Genomic DNA, 19,908 nt, shown 5'->3' with positions numbered 1-19,908 from the left:
CCCATAAGGGTGCATGCAACACTGGCTGCCCACACCCGGCGGCAGGGGGCTAAATGAGCTGGCAAGACGAGCTTCGACAGCTGGACGTCGAGCTGGCCGCGGGTCGTATCGGGCACGCCGAACACCGCAGGAAGCGCGACGAGCTCTTGGCGGAAGCTTCCGGCGGGACGATGCCGTCGCCGGTGCCCTCGCCGCTGCGGCGCCCCGGCGGGACGTGGCACAGCACCAATCCCGCCGCGCGCCCGGTCGAGCCGTCCACGGTCACGGTCCAGCAGCCCCAGCCGTACCAACGGACGCAGCCGGTCCACACGCCGCCGCCGACCGTCGGGGAGCCCGAGAAGAAGGCCGCCATCCCGCGGATCGCGGACCACAAGACGACCGCGCCTTCACCCGCCGACATCAATCCGACGGTCTACCTGCGTGCCGCGCCGCCCGCGAAGAACCCATCGCCCACCGCCGCACTGAACCGGCCGCTTCCGCCCCTGGCGCCCGAGCCCGGCCCGAGTCACTACGCGCCCGCGGAGGACTACGCGGTCGTCGGGAAGCGCAAGCCGACTTGGCTGTTCATCGGTGCCGGGGTGCTGGTCGTGCTGGCGTTGATCATCGGCGGGACGCTGTGGCTGGGCTCGTCGCAGTCCTCGAACGTCGCCGAGCAGCCGAGCATGGCCCAGCCGCCGGGCGACCTCACACCGTCGGGCCGGCCCGACAGTGCCCAGACGCCGTTGGAAGACCGACTGCCCGCGCTGCCGGGGACACCGTCGAAGGACAACTCGACGATGTCGGTCGCGAAGGGCGTCGAGCTCAACTTCTACTCGAAGGCCGCGGGCGACTTCCTCGCGTCCAAGAACGTCGCGTCCATCACCTACAAGGGTTCGAACGAGGGTACGAACAGTTACCTCGTCCTGGTGATCCCGGCGAACGACGCGAAGGACGCGGCCGCGATCGTCAAGTACTTCCGGGGGAACTCGATCAACGCCGGGCTGCGCGAGCAGCGCGTCGGCGATCGGCTCGCCCTCGTCGGCGCGAACAAGAACGGCCAGCTCAGCGGCTTCGGTTACGTCTCCGGGACGATGGCCGTGACGACTTGGGTCTCGCAGCCGCTCGGCGGCGACCCGCAAGCGCTCGACACCCGGCTGGAGCAGACGCTGACCTCGTTGGACACCGTTCTGCCGTCGAACTGAGAAGCACAGGTCGCGGGGAGATCACGATTCGACCCGCGAGGGCGTATCGACTCCGGGCAGTGCAGAATGTGCGAGGTCACCGCAGTGGTGGTATCGCGACGGCCGGGAGCATTCCCGCCGGAAATTCGGAAAAGGGGGCCGGTGGTGTCCTGGCAGGAAGAGCTGCGCAATCTGGACGAAGAGCTCGCATCTGGGCGGCTCTCCGCCGACGATTACCGGCTCCGCCGTGACCAGGTGCTGTCTTCGGCGGTCGCGTACGGCGACCCCGCCCAGCAGCAGGTCCAGCAGCCCGGTCAGCAGCCGCAGCAGCCGTTCCAGCAGCAGCAACAGCCGCCCGCTCCGCAACAGCAGCAGGCGCCGCAGCAGCAGCCCGGCCAGCCCAGCGCCGACTCGACGCAGATCATCGCGCCGGTGAACCAGCCGCAGGGCGGTGAGGGCGAACGCACCCAGGTCGTCCCGAACTGGCAGCAACAGCAGGCGGACCCGAACCGCACCCAGGTCGTGCCGCCGGTGGCGTCGCCGCCGGGTGGTTTCCCCCAGCAGGGCCAGGCCTCGCCCGCGGGCGGCTTTCCGCAGCAGCACCAGGGCTATCCGCAGCAACAACCGCAGCAGCAGGGCTGGACCGACGACAACGACGTCAGCCCGCCGTGGGGTGGCTCGGACTTCCCTCCGATCTCGCCGGTCGGCAGCACGGAATGGGTCAAGCAGGGCCCCGAGGTGTTCGAGGACAAGCCCAAGGGCAAGGGCGGCAAGATCGCGATCATCGTGATCGTCGCCGTCCTGGTCCTCGGCGGGCTGGGCGTCGGCGGCTACTTCGCCTTCTCCGGTGGCGGTGACACCCCGCCGGACCCGACGGCCGCGACGAAGCCCGCCCCGCCGTCGCCGTCCCCGTCGCCGACCAAGCCGAAGACGCCGGAAGAGTTGCTGTTCGAGAAGATCCCGGAGCAGTCCGGCAAGGAGGACTCGAAGAGCGGCGCGATCCCCGCGGCCCAGCTCGCCGAGATCGCCGGGCTGGAGAAGGGCGAGGCGGATCTGGTCATCGCGGCCGGCGTGAAGCAGGTCGCGTACCGCGGCTCGCAGAAGGAGCCGGACGAGACCGGCCCGCAGCCGGCGAAGATCTCGGTCACGGTCATCCCGCTGACCAGCCCCGGCGCCGCGGCCGATCTGGTCAAGCAGCTTCGCCAGTACCAGGCGACCAACGGGTTCGTGCAGATCACCGAGCCGCTGCCGGGGATGCCTCCGAAGCTGAACTTCCAGAAGAAGATCGACGGCGACAAGGGCACCTATCGGGGCACCTGGATCAGCGGCAACAACATCGTCCGCGTCGACATCCTGCAGAACCCGCTCGGTGGCGAAGAGGGCGAGAAGGCGTTGAGTGGCACGTACCAGCGCGCGATGAAGAAGACGCTGGAAAACTACGCCGTCACCGGCTGATCCATGTCCGCGGCGACGGCACGGTTGCTCACCACCTTGCTCTCCCTGACCGAGGACACCGGTTCGCTGTCCGACGAGCTGCACTTCGCCGGTCAGGGCGCCGCCGAGAGGGTCCAGCTCGACCATGGCGCCGCGAACGTCCTCCGGGCACTCGTGCTGCCGAAGGCGGCGAAGGTCCTGGAGGTCGGCGCCGGTTTCGGTGCTCTCACCAGGTATCTGGGCGAGGTCTCGGCGACGGTGCACGCCGTCGAGGCCGACCCGGTCCGTGCCGCCGCGGTGCGGTTCCGCACCCACGAACTCGGCACGGTCTCGGTGCACGACCGGCCGCCGTCCGACGGCTACGACCTCGTCGTCGTCCAGCAGCCGTACGCGACACGGGGTCTGTTGGAGTCGGTTCGCGAGCGGTTGTCGCCGATGGGCGCCGTCGTGGTGCTGACGTCTTCGCGCGCTGTCGCCGGGACGCTGGCGACGGCGGGCCTCGAAGTCCAGCGGGAGTTGCTCTGCTCTCCCGGTCACGAGGTCGCCCGCGCGGTACGGAGCGAGCGGATCGACACCGAACTGCCCCGGCTGTCCGCGGCGATCACCGGTGGTCCCGCGAACGGCCTCGCCCTGCTCTGCGGTCCCGGCGCCGCCGCGCTCTGGCCGGCCTTCCGGCTCGCGACCTACTTCAACACCGCCGAGCGCGCCGCGTTCGCGTGTACGCGCGCCGACGTCGTGCGCACCGGTGAAGGTGCCGAAGTTCGCCGCGTGCCGCTGGTGCCGTCTCCGCCGGTGGCCGGGATCTCGGTCGGACCGTGCACGGACAAGGTCTACGACGCCCCGACGATGGTCGAAGTCCTGCTCGACGAGCCGGAGCGGGTCGCGGAGCTGCTCACCGGCTGGCGGGATCTCGTCCGCGCGGAGGCGGCTCGCGGGGTCGAGGCGCTGTGGGATCTGGTGCCGCACAACGTCCTCGTCGACGGTGCGGTGCTTCGCCCGATCGACCTCGAATGGCGGCACGCGGGCGCCGGAGTGCCCGAAGTGATCGAGCGCGGGGTCTTGGTGCTGGCCGACAAGCTCACCGACGCGGGCTGGTCCGCGGCGGCGGACGACGGCTCGATGCGCGATCTGGCGGGCTGGCTCGGCGTGCTGATCGGCCTCCATCCCTCCTTTGTGGACGGCGCGCTGGAGCGTGAAGTGGCCTTCTCCACGATCGGCTCGTGCGGCGCCGCGCACGGCACCGACGAGGTACGCGCGGCCATCGCCGGGATTTGGCGAACGCGCCTGGCGCGGACCGTCCACGAGTACCGTCCTACGAAGGCCGGCGCCGCTGTGGCGGCGAACGAAGACGAGGTAGCGAAGCGATGACGAGCCTGCATACCGCCGGCATTCTGACCCCGGACCGGCCTGTCGGGCATCTGTTCGAGCTCCGGGGCTGGACGACCGGGATCAGCCGGATCGACGAGATGTCCGTGACCATCGCGGACGTCAAGGCGGTCCTGTCCCCCGAGTCGTGCCCAGGCGCGCCCGAAGGCACGTTCGGCTGGCGTGCGGTCCCGGCCTCCGCGGTCCCCGCGGGCACTCAGGAAATCGTCGTCGCCGGCCCGGACGAGCGCGTGCTGAACCGGGCGACCGTCCACGTCGGAACACTGCCGGGTGAAGAACCGCTGTGGCTGGGCGAACTCAAGACGCCGAAGCAGGACAAGGTCGCCGAAGGGCAAGTCGTCCATGTGACGGGTTGGGCCTTGTTGCAAGGGCGGGCGCCCAGCTTGATCGAGATCATGGTCGAAGGCGGCGGCACGGTCAGGGCGCGCACCCGTCTGCCGTGCAAGGACGTTCCCGAGGAATTCCCCGGTTTCGACGACGCCGCGGTGAGCGGATTCGAGGCGCGGGTGCCCGTCGACCTCCCGTACGGCGAAGAGCGGACGCTGTCGCTTCGCGTCCGATACCGCACCGATGGCGTCGGCGAGGTCATATCGGCGAAGCGCACCTTCACGCTTCGCAACCCTGCCGCGGATCTGGACGACGCCGAACGCGCCGACGAGCTGGCCGAGGACACCGCCCGCGCGATGGCGCGGGTGAACATCCCGACCGACCCGAAGCACGTGCTGGTGTTCACGCACAGCCTCAGCGTCGGCGGCGGGCAGCTGTGGCTGCAGGAACTGCTGAGCCGGATGGTGACCGACCACGGTTGGCAGGTCAGCCTGGTCAGCGAGACCGACGGCCCGCTGCGCGCGGACTGCCGCGAACTCGGCATCCCCGTGCACGTCACGACGCACTACCGGAGCCAGACGGTGCCCGCGTACGAAGGGCATGTCGCCGAGCTGGCGCGCTTCGCGAAGTGCTCCGGAGCGGGCGTCGCGCTCGTCAACACTCTCGGCGGCTTCGTCGGCGCCGACGCGGCGAAGCGCGCCGGGATGCCGACGGCGTGGGTCATCCACGAGAGCTTCTCGCTGCCCGCGTTCGCCTACCAGAACTGGGGCCCGGCGAAACCGCCCGCCGCGGTCTGGCAGCGCTGGGAAAGCACCCTCGCCGAGGTCGACAAGCTGCTGTTCGTCGCGGACGCCACACGCGAGATGTTCCTGCCGTACAGCAAGCCGGAACGCTGCCGGACCGTCCGGTACGGCACGCCGATGCACAAGTTCGGCGGCAGGACGCGGTCGGAGACGCGGCAGCAGGCGCGCGACATGCTCGGCTACTCGCCGGACGACATCGTGCTGGTCAATATCGGCATCGCGGAATCCCGCAAGGGGCAGGCGCCGCTGATCTCGGCGATGGAGCGGATCCACAGGATCCACCCCGAGGCGAAGCTGTCCATCGTCGGTCTGCACCCGTCGCCGTACGGGCTGGCGATGGAGGAATCGGTCGAACGCGCGGGCCTGGAGAGATCCGTCAGCCTGGTGCCGATCCAGCCGGATCCGCTGCGCTGGCTGCAGGCCGCCGACATCTTCGTGAACAACTCCGACATCGAGTCGCTGCCGCGCTCGATCCTCGAAGCCGTGTCCTGTGGCGTCCCGGTCGCGGCGACCGACGTGTTCGGCGCGCGGGAGATGATCGTCGACGGCGAGACGGGCTGGCTGTTCGAGACCAACGACGTCGACGCGCTGACCGCGGCGTTGCTGCGCGCGCTGGGCACGTCGGCCACGCGCCGCCGCGAGATGGCCAAGGCCGCGCACGAGAAGCTGCTGCCGTGGCTCGACCCGGCGGGCTACGCGCGCGAGTACTCCGAAATCCTGACCGAACTGAGTGGGGGCGTTCATGTCTGACACCGACATTCCCGGCCGTGTCCAGGCGGAGCTGACCCGGCTCCGTGCCGAACGGCAGGTCTTCACCGCCGAGCAAGACCGGCTGAAGGCGAAGCTGGCCGAAACCGAGCACGAACTGCGCGAGGCCACCGCCTCCGCGCCGGACGAAGGCGAGTCCGCCGCCATCCAAGCCGTGTTGAAGCAAAAAGTGGCTTCGCAGCAGGAAGAGCTCGACGTCGCCAAAGCGCGGCTTCAGGCGCTGGAGGCCGAGGTCCTGCTCGCCCACCAGCAGCGTGACTCGCTGCGCGCGGAGCTGAAGACCTGCCGCGAGGAGCGGGACAAGCTCCGGCTCGCGCTGCTCGACGCCGAACTCGTGGTGTCGGCGGGCGTCGCCGACGCGGACGTCCTGCCCGGCGGCGAACCGTCGGTCGACCGGCAGCGCCTGCTCAACGCCGAACGGCTCGCCGCCGAGATGGCAAGAGAACTCGACGCCACACGCCGCACCGTCAGCTGGCGGGTGACCGCTCCGCTGCGTGTCGTGCGAAAGAAGATGGACCGGCCGTGACCGAACTCTGCTTCGTGTCCGCCGAGGGCGGTTCCGCCTTCATGGAGGAGCTCTTGGAGGTGGTCGCCGACGCCGTGCGCACGGCGGGCGGCAAGGCGAGGACCGCGATCGGCGCGTACCCCGAGTCCGACGGCGACACGGTGTACGTCGTCGTCCCCCACGAGTACTTCGTGACCATCCCGGACGCCGACTTCCCGACCGCCGCACAGTGCCGTCGCACCATCGGGTTCTGCGTGGAGCACCCCGGGACGGCGACCTTCGAGCGCAACGCGGAACTGCTGTCCATCCTGGGCGGCGCCGTCGACATCAACACCGATTCGACCGCCGAACTCCGGCGGCGCGGGATCACCGTCGAGCATTTCCAGCTCGGCTACACCCCGCTGTGGGATCTGTGGGGCGGAGACCTCGACGCTCCGCGCGACCTCGACGTCACCTACCTCGGCACGGCCGAACGGCGTCGGTCGATGCTGCTCGGCTCGTACGCGCGGGACCTCGCCGGCCTGCGGACGCGGCTGCTGACCCCGCCGCACGAGCCGATGACCGCCGCCCGCGTCGACTTCCTGCCCGGCAAGGCGAAATTCGAACACCTCGCGCGGTCGCGGTTCCTGTTGAACCTGCACCGCGAGCGGAAGCAGACCCTGGAGTGGGTGCGCACGCTCGAAGCGATGACCAACGGCTGCGTGGTGATCAGCGAGACGTCCGTCGACGTCGAACCGATGGTCCCCGGCGAGCACCTGGTCCTGGCGCGGCCGGAGTCGCTGGGCTCGGTCGTCGCCGCGCTCGCCGGCGAGCCGGAACGGGAACGGCACCTGCGTTCGGCCGCCTACGGCTTCGTGAAGTCGCTGGACATGACGGCGTCCGCGCGGCGGCTGATCGAGCTGGCGTCCTCGCTGGGTTCGGCGCCCGCCGCGGACATCGCCCCGGCGCGGGCGCGGGCGACGAGCCTGCGGAATCCGGAAAACGCGCTGGCGATCGACACACCGTCGTTCGACGCGCGGTTCGCGGGCGACCGGTCCGCCGCCGGACCTGCCTCGGCAAGCGGGACGGCGCTGTCGGCCCGGATCGCGCAGCGCGCGGCGGGGGCCCGGCGGGTCGCCTCGCGAACCTGGGAGCCTGCGGCGACGTCGATGGCAGGCACCGCCGACGTCGACGTGCTGATCGTGCGGCGGACCGGCGAAGCCGACCCGGACGATCTCGCGAACGACCTGATCACGGGTAGCGTGACCCCGCGGAAGGTGCTGGTCGGCGAGGACGGCGTGCACCCGTGGCCGCGGCCGCGCCCGTACGACGTCCTGCTGCACGAGGCCCCGCTCGGCCGCGGGCTCACCCGGAACTCGCTGCTGGAGCGTTCGACGGCGTCGTGGCTGCTGGTGCTCGACGGCGGGATGCGGGCTTCGGAGTTCTTGCTGGAGCGGCTGCTGGCCGTTTCGGAGGGCGCCGACGTCGTGCACTGCCCGGTCGCGGATCCGGTGGACGGCCTGGTCGGCGCCCTGCCGCCGGAGGAACGGCGCCTGCGGACGCTGCCGTATCTCGGCAGCGGCTATCTGGTGCGGCGGTCGCTGGTCGACGAGTTCGGCGGGTGGAACACCGAGGTGCTGTTCGAAGGCCTCGAGGATCACCTGTTCTGGCGGCGGGTGGCCGCGTCGGCCCGGCCGACGACGCTGGTGCAGCAGATCCTGCTGCGGCGGCTGCGCCCGGATCCGGACTCGCGGCCGATGGACCTCGACCCGCATCGGGTGTGGGCGGCCGTGGGCGCTCTGTAGCTGCCCCCCGTGCAATGAAAGGTCCTTTCCTTGCAAAATTTGCGAGGAAAGGACCTTTCATTGCACGGGTAGTGGGCGTGGCGTTGGTCCGAAAGTGTGAGTTGGGCCGTGTCGGTGAACGTCCTCCCCCGCTGATGCGCCTTATGGGCAGAGCATCTGACGAGTTCGGATGCCGGCCGATAAGGAGCAGCCATGGCCTGGGAAATCGCCCTGGTCGCCGCGCTGGCCGTCGTGTTCGTCATACGGCTCGCGCTTCAACTGAGGCGCAGTTGACCCGATCTTGCGCACCCCGCGGCGCATGAGGGAGATGGACGGGGCTTTCCTCGTGGGAAGCCCCGTTCACCCCACCGCGATCCGCGAACGTTTCTTCAAGTGGATCGTCTTGTAGCCGGTGCTCAAGAATCCTTCGTTCTTCAGCTTCGCCATTTCGGCGTTGACCGACGCGGGTGAAGCGCCGATCGCCGAGGCGATGTCCGTGTGGTTCAGCCCCACGTCGATCACGACGCCCTCCTCACCGGGAATGCCGTAGAGCGCCTGCATCCTGGTCAGGAACGCGGTCAGCCTGCTCCGGACCTTGGCCGTCGCGAACCCCAGTGCGACGTTCCGCAGGCGCAGCCGGACGGCCAGGTCCGCGGTGATCAGGGCCGTCATCCCGGGATCGTCGTCGAGCAGGGCGTGGAACGCGATCCTCGGGATCTCCAGCACGCGAACCGGTTTCGTGGCGATGTACGAAAGGTGGCTCGGCCGTCCGGCCAGGCAGTCCTCGACGCCGAGCACGTCACCGGCACCGAGCAGGTCCACGATCATCGGCGGCGAACCGCCCTGGGCCGCACGCAGCGCCTTCACGTAGCCGGAGCGCGGGATCAGCACCGGGGGCGCCGGGTCGCCCTGGTGGAGCAGGATCGTGCCCGCCGCGTGATCGACATGTTTGCCGAGGTCGAGCAGCCGACGGCGCTGCCGTTCGGTGACCGCGGCCAGGAAGTCCCCGCCCATCAGCCGACCGCCGGAAGCGGGCGGGGTGTCTTTGCCGTCAATGGTGACTCCCAGTGAGAGAAAAAGGTGAATCGATTTCTTGCCCGGCCGGGTGAGAATCACGTCGGGTAGGTGAAAGCCCCCCTGCCGTTCAGCCGGAGACTAATGCTCAGCGCCATTGCGACAAAGCAACACGGAGCGAGCAGAACCCGTCCAGGGAGCGATTTCGCGACGGAAAGTAACCGTTATCCCGACGGTCGGACGGCGGAAAAATCACGCACCGTGCACGCTCACGAGAGCGGAATCCCGCGCGATACCGCTGGATTCGTCAGGAAATCAGGGTTAGCCGTACATCCATCTGATTTCGAACCGGCGATCGGAATCCGGCCGGACTCCTGGTGGAGACGAAGAAGAGGCATGAGTGGCGTCTATGCACGTGCAGATGCACGGCCTAAGTCAGAGCGTGCCTCAAGTCAGTCTGGTAGCGAATTAACGGACTGTCGACGTCAGGCCGCGCTTGACGACTCCCCGTCACGGCGGAGGTTTTTCGGCGATCTCAGCATTTTGGGGGAATCTCAACCCCGGCGAGGGCTGACCAGCCCCGATTCGTAGGCGAGCACCACCAGCTGCGCCCGGTCGCGCGCCCCGATCTTGGTCATGATGCGGCTGACGTGCGTACGCGCGGTGGCCGTCGAGATCACCAGATGCGCCGCGATCTCGTCGTTCGACATGCCGCCGGCGACCAGGCCGAGGACCTCGCGTTCGCGGTCGGTGATCTCGCGGACGGCGCTCACGTCGATGCGGCGGTTCTCCGGGCGGTCGACGAACTCCGCGATCAGCCGCCGGGTCACGGTCGGCGCCAGCAGCGCCTCGCCCGCGGCCACCACCTTCAGCGCCCGCAGCAGCTCCACCGGATCGGTGTCCTTCAGCAGGAACCCGCTCGCACCGGCGCGCAACGCCTCGTAGACGTACTCGTCGACGTCGAAAGTGGTCAGGACCAGGACCTTCACCCCGGCCAGTTCGGGATTCGCGGTGATCTGCCGCGTCGCTTCGAGCCCGTCGATGCCCGGCATGCGGACGTCCATCACGACGATGTCCGGCCGGTGCTCGACGGCGGCCGCGACCGCCTGCTCGCCGTCCCCCGCCTCGGCACAGACCTCGAAGCCGTCTTCGGTCTCCAGCAGCACCCGGAAACCTGCGCGGACCAGCACCTGGTCGTCGGCGAGAACCACCCGGATCGTCATTCTTCCCCCTTGATGGGCAGGTCCACGCGGACCTGGAAGCCGCCGTTCACCACCGACGTCGTGAGCGCGCCGCCCAGCGCGGCCGCCCGTTCGGACATCCCGCGCAGCCCGTGCCCGGGCGCGGGTTCGACGGCGCCACGGCCATCGTCGCGGACGAGCAGCGTCAGCGCACCGGTTTTCCGCTCGAACCTGACGTCGACGCCCCGCGCCTGGTTCGCGTGGCGGACCACGTTCGTCAGCGATTCCTGCAGGATCCGGTACGCGGCGCCATCGACCGGGGCGGGCAGCTCCCCCGGCTCGCCGTCGACGCGGACCTCCAGCCCGGCGGCACGGGCGTGCTCGAACAACTCGTCGGCCTGGGCGAGGCTCGGCGCGGGCGCCTTGTCCTCCCCGGACCGCAGCACGGCCAACGTCGCGCGAAGATCCTTCAGCGCCGAAGCGCTCGCTTCCTTGATGTTCAGCAACGCCTCTTTCGCCTGCTCAGGACGTCTGTCGGCGACGTGCGCGGCGACCCCGGCCTGGACGTTGATCATCGCGAGGCTGTGCGCGACGACGTCGTGCACCTCGCGGGCGATGGCGAGCCGCTCCTGCTCGGCCATCCGGTGCCGATGCTCGTCGGCCTGTTCGCGGCGGGCCCGCGCGGCGGCCATCCCGTTGCGCACCGCCGTCCCGACCCCGACGACCGCGATCACCCAGACCAGGCCCAGCCCGGTCCGCAGGTCGAAGCCGGCGAACCCGTGCCGGACGAACAACGCGACCCCCGCCACCGCCAGCAGTGCTCCGCCGGTGGACCCGGCGACGACCGGCCCGCGGATCTTGGTGAGCAGGAAGAGCGCGATGGTCGGCAGCACGATCGCCGGACCGCCCGGGTTGCCGGACGCGTAGTAGCCGAGCGTCAGCGCGGACGTGAGCAGGAAGATCGTCATCGGGAAGCGGTGCACGATCAGCAACGGCACCGCGATGGCGACCAGCCACAGCACCCCGGTCAAGGTCAGCTGCGGTGCGCCCGGCTGCCAGCGCGAGGCGCCGCTCGTGGCGCCGAGGACGAACCCCAGCGGCAGCACCACGCGCAGCACGCGGCCCACCCAGGGACTCCACGGATACCGTTCCTTCAGCAGCACAGGACGAAAGCTACCCGGGGCGGGGGCGTGTCGCGTCCGTTGAAAAGCGGCTTCCCGGCTACGCCGCGTGCGGTAGCCGCCGCAGGACCGAGACCATCATCAGCACCCCGCCGGCCACCTGCACGGCCAGCACCGCCGCGTGATCCGCGGCTCCCATGGTGAGCGCGGCGAACAGGCCCCACGCCCCGGTGCCCGCCATCGCGCCGGCACCGGTCCACACCAGCACCAGCCGCGGCCAGAACCGCCCTCGCGAAACGTTCGCCAGCGCGAGAACGGCGAGGAGCGTGAGCACGGCGATCACGATGTCCTGGCCACGAGCGGCGATACCGCCGGGGCCGAACGCCCAGATCGTGTGGGAGGCCGCGCAGACGAGTGCGGCGGCGACGCCGAGCACACCCGCCGCGCCGATGGTCCCCGGCTTCACGGTGCCGGTGACGACGAACCACCAGCGGTCCCTGGCGTAGAGCACGAACGCGGTCAGCAGCAGGATCCCCTGCCAGGCGAAACCGCCGTAGACGACGGCCCAGACCCAGTTCTCCAGCGGCATTTCGGCCAGTTGCGCGGTCGACAGGTCGGCGACGATCACCGGGAGGTCCAGCACGATCGGCGCGAGCAGCCCGGTGCCGATCCAGATCGGGAACAGGACGAGCGGCGCGGGGATCCGCCGTCCCCAGGAGTAGGTGAACGCCAGCGCCAGTACCACCGCGACGACGTCCATCCCGCCGGTCGCCAGGTTCGCCAGCAACATCAGGTCGGAGTCCACAAAGGACGGATCTCGGAGGCCGAGGCTGCCTCCGGTGACCCAGGACGCCTTCAACGTCAGGTACGGGAGCGTGCCCAGGATCGCCGCGTAGCAGACGATCAGGCGAGCGCTGGAGATCTTGGGTGGAGCCATCGCTACGGTCATGCACCCAGCGTCGGCGTTCACGCCGCGGAAAGGCTCCCTCGCGAGCCTGGTCCGCCTCCCCCTTCAGAAGGAGCCGGGCAGTTTCGCCGCGGTCTCTTCGTCCGCCGGGGTCAGCGTCGCCAGGGAGATCTCGGAACGCCGCCCGAGGTACAGGTACGAGAACTCGAACCGCAGCAGGCCGACGTCCGGATGCAGGTATCGCTTGAGCACGATCCGTTCGGTGGAGACGTCGTGTTCCTTCCACATCCGCTCGAACAGCTCGGACTCCTGCCGCAGGCGTTTGACCAGGTTCTTCCACGCCGGTTCGGCGAGGTGCTCGGCCATCGCGGCGCGGAAACCGGCGACCACCCGGGGCAGGTTGAGCTCCCAGTCCGGGAGCCTGCGGCGCCACTCGGGATTGGTCAGGCACTGGATGAGCGTGTTGCGTTCCTCGAACGGGATGTCGTCGAGGCCGCCCATCAGCCAGTCGTAGGCGCGGTTGTAGGCGAGGATGTCGCACCGCGCGTTGCGCACGCAGACCGGGAACGGCTCCAGCTTGTTCATCATCCGGTGGATGTTCTGGCTGAGGAGCTTGCAGTCCTTCTCCAGCGGCGGTTCCGGCGCGCCGGCGAGGGTGAACAGATGCGTGTGCTCGTGCGGGTCGAGCCGCAGGGTGCGGGAGAGCGCGTCCAGCACCTGCTCGGACGCGTTGATGTCGCGGCCCTGTTCGAGCCACGTGTACCAGGTGACCCCGACCCCGGCCAGCTGCGCGACCTCCTCGCGCCGCAGTCCCGGCGTGCGGCGCCTGCCGCTGATCGGCAGGCCGACTTGATCAGGCGTGATGCGCTCGCGGCGGCTGCGCAGGAACGCGGCCAGCTCGTGCCGCCGCACTTCGGCCACTCGCGAATCGACGGTCATGGTCACCTCATCAGGTTCGCAAAGCTCGAAGCCGGTTACCAGGTAGTGGTGGTACCAGGATAAACACACTCCTGGTACCAGGGTCGCGATCGGCTGATCGTGGTACTCATGACTTCGACGCAAGTTCCGGCGACGCCCGCGCGCGTCACCGCCGGCCCGGCCCTGACTTCGGCGGGCCTGGTCACCGTGCTGCTGGGGGCGGCACTTCCGCTCATCGACTTCTTCATCGTCAACATCGCCCTGCCCGCGATCGGTTCGGACCTCCGCACGTCGTCGGCCACCTTGGAACTGGTGGTCGCGGCCTACGGGATCGCCTACGCCGTCCTGCTCGTCGTCGGCGGACGGCTCGGCGACGCCTTCGGCCGCCGCAAGCTGTTCCTGATCGGGCTGACCGCGTTCACGTTCACCTCTCTGCTCTGCGGAATCGCGCCGACGGCGTTGACGCTGGTGCTGGCACGGGCCGCGCAGGGGGCGGCCGCCGCGCTGATGCTGCCGCAGGTGCTGTCGATCATCCAGGCGGCGACCACCGGCGAACGCCGCTCCAAGGCTCTCGGCCTCTACGGCGCGACAGCGGGGCTTTCGATGGTGCTGGGCCAGTTCCTCGGCGGAGCGCTGGTCGCCGCCGATCTCTGGGGTACCGGCTGGCGGCCGATCTTCCTGGTCAACGTGCCCGTCGGCATCGTCGGTCTGGTGGTCGCGCGGCGGCTGATCCCGGAGAGCCGTTCGCGGAACCCGATCGGCATCGACCGCCCTGGCACGGTCTTCCTCGCGATCGCGCTGGTGTCGCTGCTGCTCCCGCTGGCGGAAGGACCGGTGCTGGACTGGCCACTGTGGACGATCGCGTTGCTCGTCGTGTTCCCCTTCGCCGCGGCCGGGTTCATCCACGTCGAGCGCCGGATGGAACGCCGGGGCGGTGTCCCGCTGCTGCCGCCGTCGGTGATGCGGATGCCGAGTGTGCGACAAGGTCTGCTGGTCGGGGTGCCGTTCTTCATCGGATTCAGCGCGTTCATGTTCGTGTTCGCGGTGACGCTGCAGGACGGCCTGCACCTGGGGCCGTTTGGTTCCGGCCTGGTGACGGCGCCGCTTTCGCTCGCGTTCTTCGCGATGTGCCTGGTCAGCAGCCGCCTGGTGACCCGGTTCGGGCAGCGGGTCGTGGCCGCCGGTCTCTCGGTGCAACTGCTCGGGCTGCTGGTGCTGATCGGGACCGTGCTGCTGGAATGGCCGAACCTGGGCGTGCTCGACTTCGCGCCGGGGATGCTGCTGTGCGGCCTCGGCCAGGGACTGGCGATGACGACGGTGTTCCGGATCGTGTTGTCGAAGGTGCCGCCGGAGATCGCCGGCGTCGGCAGCGGGATGCTCACGACGTCGCAGCAGGCCGCGATGGCGCTGGGCGTCGCGACGCTGGGGACGTTGTTCGCGTCCGCCGGTGCCGGGCCACTCGGGATGAAGGGCGCGTTCGCGCTGGTCATCGGCATCCAGGCGGTGCTGACGGTCGGCGTGATCACGGTGGCGCGGCGGCTGCCGGACCCGCGTGGCTGAGAAAGTTCGGTTTCACCCGTCGGAGTTGTGGCTCCCCGAGCGACGATGGGGATGTGACGGAACCACGGGTGCATCGGGACCCGGCCTTCGCGCTGCTTTCGCTGTACGAGACGGCGTTGCCGGAGGTCTACGGGTACCTGCTGTCCCGGTGCGGTGATCGCACCCTCGCCGAGGAACTGACGTCGGAGACGTTCCTCGGCGCGGTGAGGGCCTGTCGCAAGGAGCTCGCACCGCCTGTGAGCACCGGGTGGCTGATCGGCGTCGCCCGGCACAAACTCGCCGATCACTGGCGGCGCAAGGAACGCGAGGAACGCGGGCTGCGGCTCGTCCACGAGGAGGAGTACACCGATCCGTGGGACGAACGGCTGGACGCGCTGCTGGCACGCGAGGTGCTCGCGTCGCTCGGGGCGCATCACCAAGCCGCGTTGACGCTTCGCTACGTCGACGGCCTCCCGGTCCCGGAGGTCGCCGAGCATCTCGAACGCACGGTGCACGCCACGGAGGCGTTGCTCGTGCGGGCCCGTGCCGCGTTCCGGCGTGCTTACCAGGAGAAGGAGGGTCGCGATGCCTGATCCATTCGACGCGCTTCGCGCGCCCTCGCAGCCTGTCGAGCCTGACCCGCTCTTCGCCGCCGAACTGCGCGACAACCTTCGTCGCGCCGTCCTGAACGGAGCCGAGATGACCGAAACACTCACCACCACCGATGCCGAAGTCCGCTCTTTGACGCCGTACCTCGTGGTGACGGACGCCCGCGCCGCGCTCGACTTCTACGTCGAGGTGTTCGGGGCGCGACGGCGGTCCGACCCGATCGTGATGGAGGGCGGTCGCGTCGGGCACGCCGAACTGGCCATCGGGGACAGCGTGCTGATGTTCGCGGAGGAGTTCCCCGAACTGGGCATCGTCGTGGCGCCCGCCGGTGGCCCGCTGATCCGGGTCGAGGTCGCGGACGCGCATGCTTCGGCCGCGCGCGCTGTGGAGCTGGGCGGAGAGCTGCGGCGTCCCGTCGCGGACGAGGGCCACGGGCTGAGCGGGGAGATCAAGGACCCGTACGGCCAGCGGTGGCTCGTCGCGCAAGCGGCCCCTCGGCCGGCTTCCGGCGCTACGCCGATCCGGCACGGCGAAGCGGGCTACTTCACCTTCCAGGTCCCGGACGACGAACGCGCGAAGGCGTTCTACGGCGCCGTTCTGGGCTGGCAGTTCTCACCCGGACGGGTCGAAGGCGGCTGGGGTGTCGAAGGTTCCGGTTTGCAGGGCGGGCTCTGGGGTGGCCCGGGGCGGCAGGTGGGCTGGAAGGTCATGTACGCCGTCGATGACCTCGCCGCCGCCCTCGACCGTGTCCGCGCCCAGGGCGGCCAGGTCGGCGAAACCGAACAGCAGCCGTACGGCCTGAGCGCCGAGTGCGTGGACAACCAGGGCATCGAATTCTGGCTCTGGGAACAGCCGCGCTCTTAAGTCACCACCCCACCCCCCACCACTCCCAGGGGGGCGACCCCGAAGCCAGTCTATCGCCGATGGGGTCCGGGAGGCGGACGTGAGTCGGGTTGTCCACAGGCGGGAGCCATTGTGGACAACCGCTTGCCGTGAAGGCCTCCTTCCCTACCCTGAAAGTAGGGAAGGAGGCCTTCACGGCAAGAGTCAGCGGCCTGCCGCGTAGCCCTGCATGCCGCGCGCGTTGGCGGCGGCGCGGAGCACGCCGCCGGACCGGGACACGGCCGAAAGCCGCCCGAGCGCCCAAGGTCCGGCGTCGACGACGGCGTGCCCGCGCTCGGCCAGTGCGTCCATTGTGGACTGACCGAGCCGTGACTCGACCACCAGTTCCCGCGGCGTCCACGAACGCGGATAGAACGAACTCGGGAACGCGGTGGTGTGCCACGCCGGCGAGTCGATCGACTCCTGCAGGTTCAGCCCGCCGAGCGTGTGCGCCAGCCAGAAACACAGCTGCCATTGGTCCTGCTGGTCGCCACCCGGCGTGCCGAACGCGAGCACCGGCTCGCCGTCACGCAGGCCCATCGACGGCGAAAGCGTGATCCGCGGCCGCTTGCGTGGTGCCAACGAGTTCGGCAAACCCTGTTCCAGCCAGAACATCTGTCCACGCGAGTCGAGACAGAAACCGAGTTCCGGGATCGTGGGGCTCGACTGCAGCCAGCCACCCGACGGCGTCACCGAGATCATGTTCCCGGCCGCGTCGACGACGTCGATGTGCACGGTGTCGCCGCGGGTCTCACCCAGCGGCCCGACCGTCGGCTCCCCCGTCGCACCGGAACCGGATTCCAGTCCGCGCAGCCTTTCGAGGATCGCGGGCAGCCGCGGCGAGGGTCCGCCGGGCCGCAGTTCGGCGGACGCCTCGTCGGTGATCAAGGCCCGGCGGGCGTCCGCGTACTCGCGGGAGATCAGCAGATCGATCGGCACGTCGGACGAGTCGCCGTACCAGGCCTCACGGTCCGCGAAAGCCAACTTCGCCGCCTCGACGGCCAAGTGCACCGTGCGTTCGGTCGGTATTCCGTCCACATAGGACAGTTCGTCGCGCAGACCGTCCAGCAGCCGAGCCTGCTGCAGCAACGCCGGGCCTTGCGTCCAGGCGCCCATCTTCACCAGGCCCCAGTCCCCGAAGTCGACCTGCAGCGCGTCCTCGTACGTCGCTTCCCAGCCCGCGATGTCCTCGCCGGTGAGGAGACCGGCGTGATCGCGGCCGGAGTCGTCACGGAAAGCCTTGCGGCTGAACGCCTCGATCGATTCGGCGACGAAACCCTGCGACCACGCGCGGCGCCCGGCGTCGATCTGCGCCTCGCGGCCGCCGACCGACTCGGCCTCGGCGAGCAGCCGCTCCCACGTGTCCGCGAGCGCCGGATTGCGGTGCAACCCCTCCGCGGGCTTGCCGTCCGGCAACCAGAGCGCCGCGGACGTCGGCCAATGCTCGGTGAAGAGGTCCTGGACCGCGCGGATCGTGTCGCCGACCCGGCTGACCAGCGGAATTCCGTTACGCGCATAGGAAATCGCGTAACCGAGGACATCGCGCAACGACTTCGTGCCGTGATCCCGCAGGAGCAGCAGCCAGCCGTCCCACGCGCCCGGGACGGTCGCGGGTAGCAAGCCGCTGCCGGGGATCAGATCGAGCCCCAGATCCGCGAAGTATTCGGGCGTCGCGGCCGCAGGCGAGACGCCCTGACCCGCGAGGACTCTCGGCGTCCGATCCGTCGCGGTGACGAAGATGCCGGGGACCTGCCCCGCCGGGCCGCACAGATGCGGCTCGGCGATCTGCAGGACGAATCCGGCGGCCACCGCCGCGTCGAAGGCGTTGCCGCCGTCTTCCAGCACCGCCATCCCGGTGGCCGAGGCCAGCCAGTGTGTCGATGCCACCATGCCGTGGGTGCCGGCCAGTTCCGGCCTGGTCGTGAACACGACGGTGATACTACGCTTTGCTAACTACTTTTTCAGTCCCAGTGGTTGAAGAGGGCTTCGCCGAGGTTGTCAGGTCGCCAGTACCTGACGTCGTCTTCATCGACCCAAGGCCACTCGGCCTGGTCAAGCGGCCCCTCCAGCTCGGCACGGGTGAAGACCCGGCAAGCGGGGAGAAGCTCCTTCAGCACGGCCAGCAAGCCCGGCTCGTCGACGAAGGTGAGCGAACCGTATTCCACCGGCGTCGCGGCGACGCCGAGCCCGTGCCAGGTCGCGTTCCTGCCCCAGTCCCGCGTCCACAGTACGGCGACGGTGCGGTGGGGATAAGCGATGTGGCACTGGTCGAAATTCGGCGCGTAATAGGAGTGCTGGAACTCCTTCACGGCACCGGCCGTCCTCCGGGCAGCCTCATAGCAGGCCCGGCGGAATTCCTTCTGGTCCATCACCCCACCGAAACTATCCCCGCGCGACCACCGGAGCGTCATAGTTTTCCAGTGTCGCCGCGTTCGCCGCCCGCGACGTGATCCACGTGAACACCTTCGTCATCGGCCGCGAACCCAGGATCCGGTACAGGAAGTTCCGGTAGCCGACCATGAACCGCGTCTTCGGCGCGAGGAACGTGCCGATACCGGCCGCCTGCTTCTGCGAGATCTTCACCGGACCGCGCAATTTCTCTTCGTACCGCGCGAAAGCGACCTCGTGGTCTCCGTGTGCCGCGGCGAGTTCCCCCGCCAGGATGTACGCGCCCATCATCGCGAGCCCAGTGCCCGAACCGCCGGGACCCGCGCACCAGGCCGCGTCGCCGAGCAGCACGACCCTGCCCCGCGACCACTTGTCGAGGTGGATCTGACTGAGCGAATCGAAGTACAGCGTGTCCGCATCACCGAGGCTTTCCAGCAGCGTCGGGATTTCCCAGCCGAAGTCGGCGTAGCGCTCAGCGAGGGCCTTCTTCTGCGCCTCGACGTCGCGTCGCTCCACCTCCAGCGACTCCGACGCGAAGACGAAACTGACATTGAGCGCCGAGCGATCGCGACCGCTGGCGACCATGACCGTCCGGCCGGGGACGCTGCAGATCTGGCCGAGGTGGTCGAGGTCGAGGTGATTGGGCGCGCTGAAGCCCGCGGTGCGGAAGCCGAGGTCGGTACGGAACAGCTCTTCGTCGCCGAACGTCAGCCGCCGCACGCCCGAGTGCAGCCCGTCCGCACCGACGACCAGGTCGAATCTGCGTGACTCGCCGTGGGCGAAGCCGACGTCGACACCGTCCGAGACCTCGTCCAGCCGGGTGATCCAGTCGCCGAAGACGTACTCGACGTCGTCCTTCGTGTGGTCGTAGAGGATGCGCGTCAGGTCTCCGCGCTCGATCTCGACTTCGCCGCTGAAGAAGACCGACGGCATCTGGGCGACCTTCTTGCCTCGCGTGTCGACGATGACCTGCGCGCCCATCGCGGTTTCCTTCGCGCGGATGTCTTCGAGGATCCCCATGCGCTTGAGCAGCGTCATCTGCTCGCCGCGGAAGTCGACCGCGCTGCCGCCTTCACGCAGAGCGGGCGCCCGTTCGACGACGGTCGGCGCGAAACCGCGCTCCCGCAGCCAGAAGGCGAGGGCCGGACCCGCGATACCGGCGCCGGAGATCAGAACGGTGGTCGTCATGGCTTGCTCCCTGGG

17 protein-coding genes are annotated in these 19,908 nt (G+C 69.5%); 9 read left to right on the top strand and 8 right to left on the bottom strand.

From position 1 onward, the window contains the following. Positions 1-53: 53 nt before the first annotated feature. From AMK34_RS17370 to AMK34_RS17345, 6 genes are all read left to right on the top strand, one after another. Positions 54-1,181 carry a hypothetical protein gene (locus tag AMK34_RS17370; protein WP_073845998.1) on the top strand — a complete coding sequence of 376 codons (1,128 nt, stop codon included), beginning with the start codon at positions 54-56 and terminating at the stop codon, positions 1,179-1,181. A 141-nt stretch (positions 1,182-1,322) separates the two neighbouring features. After that, a complete protein-coding gene (locus AMK34_RS17365; protein ID WP_073845997.1) occupies positions 1,323-2,615 on the top strand; it encodes a flagellar basal body-associated protein FliL in 1,293 nt (430 codons plus the stop codon). Between the two features lie 3 nt (positions 2,616-2,618). After that, entirely contained in the window at positions 2,619-3,962 is a 1,344-nt protein-coding gene (locus tag AMK34_RS17360; RefSeq protein WP_073845996.1) for a methyltransferase, read from the top strand. Next, the gene (locus AMK34_RS17355) at positions 3,959-5,860 is read left to right on the top strand and encodes a glycosyltransferase family 4 protein (RefSeq protein WP_073845995.1); all 1,902 of its coding nucleotides are present in this window, start codon (positions 3,959-3,961) and stop codon (positions 5,858-5,860) included. The genes AMK34_RS17360 and AMK34_RS17355 overlap by 4 nt, the downstream gene beginning before the upstream one ends. Next, positions 5,853-6,404, top strand: coding sequence for a hypothetical protein (locus AMK34_RS17350; protein WP_241832786.1), 552 nt, complete (start codon positions 5,853-5,855; stop codon positions 6,402-6,404). Before AMK34_RS17355 ends, AMK34_RS17350 begins: the two co-directional genes overlap by 8 nt. Beyond that, the gene (locus tag AMK34_RS17345; protein WP_073845993.1) at positions 6,401-8,167 is read left to right on the top strand and encodes a glycosyltransferase family protein; all 1,767 of its coding nucleotides are present in this window, start codon (positions 6,401-6,403) and stop codon (positions 8,165-8,167) included. The genes AMK34_RS17350 and AMK34_RS17345 overlap by 4 nt, the downstream gene beginning before the upstream one ends. Before the next feature lie 339 nt (positions 8,168-8,506). Here the strand turns inward: AMK34_RS17345 and AMK34_RS17340 are convergent, their stop codons facing one another. The 5 genes from AMK34_RS17340 to AMK34_RS17320 all read right to left on the bottom strand — a co-directional run bounded on the left by AMK34_RS17340 (position 8,507) and on the right by AMK34_RS17320 (position 13,308). Further along, positions 8,507-9,160, bottom strand: a complete 654-nt coding sequence (locus tag AMK34_RS17340; protein WP_073846334.1) for a Crp/Fnr family transcriptional regulator — start codon at positions 9,158-9,160, stop codon at positions 8,507-8,509. Positions 9,161-9,714: 554 nt separating this feature from the next. Further along, positions 9,715-10,383 carry a response regulator gene (locus AMK34_RS17335; protein WP_073845992.1) on the bottom strand — a complete coding sequence of 223 codons (669 nt, stop codon included), beginning with the start codon at positions 10,381-10,383 and terminating at the stop codon, positions 9,715-9,717. Beyond that, the gene (locus tag AMK34_RS17330) at positions 10,380-11,504 is read right to left on the bottom strand and encodes a sensor histidine kinase (protein ID WP_143202467.1); all 1,125 of its coding nucleotides are present in this window, start codon (positions 11,502-11,504) and stop codon (positions 10,380-10,382) included. The genes AMK34_RS17335 and AMK34_RS17330 overlap by 4 nt, the downstream gene beginning before the upstream one ends. A 58-nt stretch (positions 11,505-11,562) precedes the next feature. Then, the gene (locus AMK34_RS17325) at positions 11,563-12,411 is read right to left on the bottom strand and encodes a hypothetical protein (protein ID WP_241832785.1); all 849 of its coding nucleotides are present in this window, start codon (positions 12,409-12,411) and stop codon (positions 11,563-11,565) included. Between the two features lie 63 nt (positions 12,412-12,474). Beyond that, entirely contained in the window at positions 12,475-13,308 is an 834-nt protein-coding gene (locus tag AMK34_RS17320) for a helix-turn-helix transcriptional regulator (RefSeq protein WP_143202466.1), read from the bottom strand. Between the two features lie 108 nt (positions 13,309-13,416). Between AMK34_RS17320 and AMK34_RS17315 the strand changes: the two genes are divergently transcribed. From AMK34_RS17315 to AMK34_RS17305, 3 genes are read left to right on the top strand one after another with little or no spacing between them, the layout of a single operon-like run. After that, a complete protein-coding gene (locus AMK34_RS17315; RefSeq protein WP_073845989.1) occupies positions 13,417-14,847 on the top strand; it encodes an MFS transporter in 1,431 nt (476 codons plus the stop codon). Between the two features lie 53 nt (positions 14,848-14,900). Continuing rightward, on the top strand, positions 14,901-15,419 hold the full coding sequence (locus AMK34_RS17310) for an RNA polymerase sigma factor (RefSeq protein WP_038507214.1): 519 nt from the start codon (positions 14,901-14,903) through the stop codon (positions 15,417-15,419). Beyond that, positions 15,412-16,299, top strand: a complete 888-nt coding sequence (locus tag AMK34_RS17305) for a VOC family protein (protein ID WP_073845988.1) — start codon at positions 15,412-15,414, stop codon at positions 16,297-16,299. Before AMK34_RS17310 ends, AMK34_RS17305 begins: the two co-directional genes overlap by 8 nt. Before the next feature lie 183 nt (positions 16,300-16,482). Here the strand turns inward: AMK34_RS17305 and AMK34_RS17300 are convergent, their stop codons facing one another. Genes AMK34_RS17300 through AMK34_RS17290 form a run of 3 tightly spaced genes read right to left on the bottom strand, consistent with a single transcriptional unit; the run spans position 16,483 to position 19,893 of the window. Then, positions 16,483-18,246 (bottom strand): gamma-glutamyltransferase family protein, encoded by a 1,764-nt coding sequence (locus AMK34_RS17300; RefSeq protein ID WP_073845987.1) that lies wholly within the window; start codon positions 18,244-18,246, stop codon positions 16,483-16,485. A gap of 32 nt (positions 18,247-18,278) precedes the next feature. Then, positions 18,279-18,686, bottom strand: coding sequence for a hypothetical protein (locus AMK34_RS17295; RefSeq protein ID WP_241832808.1), 408 nt, complete (start codon positions 18,684-18,686; stop codon positions 18,279-18,281). A 13-nt stretch (positions 18,687-18,699) separates the two neighbouring features. After that, positions 18,700-19,893, bottom strand: coding sequence for an FAD-dependent monooxygenase (locus tag AMK34_RS17290; RefSeq protein ID WP_073845986.1), 1,194 nt, complete (start codon positions 19,891-19,893; stop codon positions 18,700-18,702). Positions 19,894-19,908 lie beyond the last annotated feature (15 nt).

The organism is Amycolatopsis sp. CB00013, assembly GCF_001905755.1.
GTDB lineage: Bacteria > Actinomycetota > Actinomycetes > Mycobacteriales > Pseudonocardiaceae > Amycolatopsis > Amycolatopsis japonica.
This window is presented reverse-complemented; position numbering and strand designations above follow the sequence as displayed.

What these genes read in the sequence shown, in the direction of transcription:
- AMK34_RS17370 (WP_073845998.1), top strand. Translation starts at nt 54, where the DNA reads ATGAGCTGGCAAGACGAGCTTCGACAGCTGGACGTCGAGCTGGCCGCG.
- AMK34_RS17360 (WP_073845996.1), top strand. Translation starts at nt 2,619, where the DNA reads ATGTCCGCGGCGACGGCACGGTTGCTCACCACCTTGCTCTCCCTGACC.
- AMK34_RS17355 (WP_073845995.1), top strand. Translation starts at nt 3,959, where the DNA reads ATGACGAGCCTGCATACCGCCGGCATTCTGACCCCGGACCGGCCTGTC.
- AMK34_RS17350 (WP_241832786.1), top strand. Translation starts at nt 5,853, where the DNA reads ATGTCTGACACCGACATTCCCGGCCGTGTCCAGGCGGAGCTGACCCGG.
- AMK34_RS17340 (WP_073846334.1), bottom strand. Translation starts at nt 9,160, where the DNA reads ATGGGCGGGGACTTCCTGGCCGCGGTCACCGAACGGCAGCGCCGTCGG.
- AMK34_RS17335 (WP_073845992.1), bottom strand. Translation starts at nt 10,383, where the DNA reads ATGACGATCCGGGTGGTTCTCGCCGACGACCAGGTGCTGGTCCGCGCA.
- AMK34_RS17325 (WP_241832785.1), bottom strand. Translation starts at nt 12,411, where the DNA reads ATGACCGTAGCGATGGCTCCACCCAAGATCTCCAGCGCTCGCCTGATC.
- AMK34_RS17320 (WP_143202466.1), bottom strand. Translation starts at nt 13,308, where the DNA reads ATGACCGTCGATTCGCGAGTGGCCGAAGTGCGGCGGCACGAGCTGGCC.
- AMK34_RS17315 (WP_073845989.1), top strand. Translation starts at nt 13,417, where the DNA reads ATGACTTCGACGCAAGTTCCGGCGACGCCCGCGCGCGTCACCGCCGGC.
- AMK34_RS17305 (WP_073845988.1), top strand. Translation starts at nt 15,412, where the DNA reads ATGCCTGATCCATTCGACGCGCTTCGCGCGCCCTCGCAGCCTGTCGAG.
- AMK34_RS17295 (WP_241832808.1), bottom strand. Translation starts at nt 18,686, where the DNA reads ATGGACCAGAAGGAATTCCGCCGGGCCTGCTATGAGGCTGCCCGGAGG.
- AMK34_RS17290 (WP_073845986.1), bottom strand. Translation starts at nt 19,893, where the DNA reads ATGACGACCACCGTTCTGATCTCCGGCGCCGGTATCGCGGGTCCGGCC.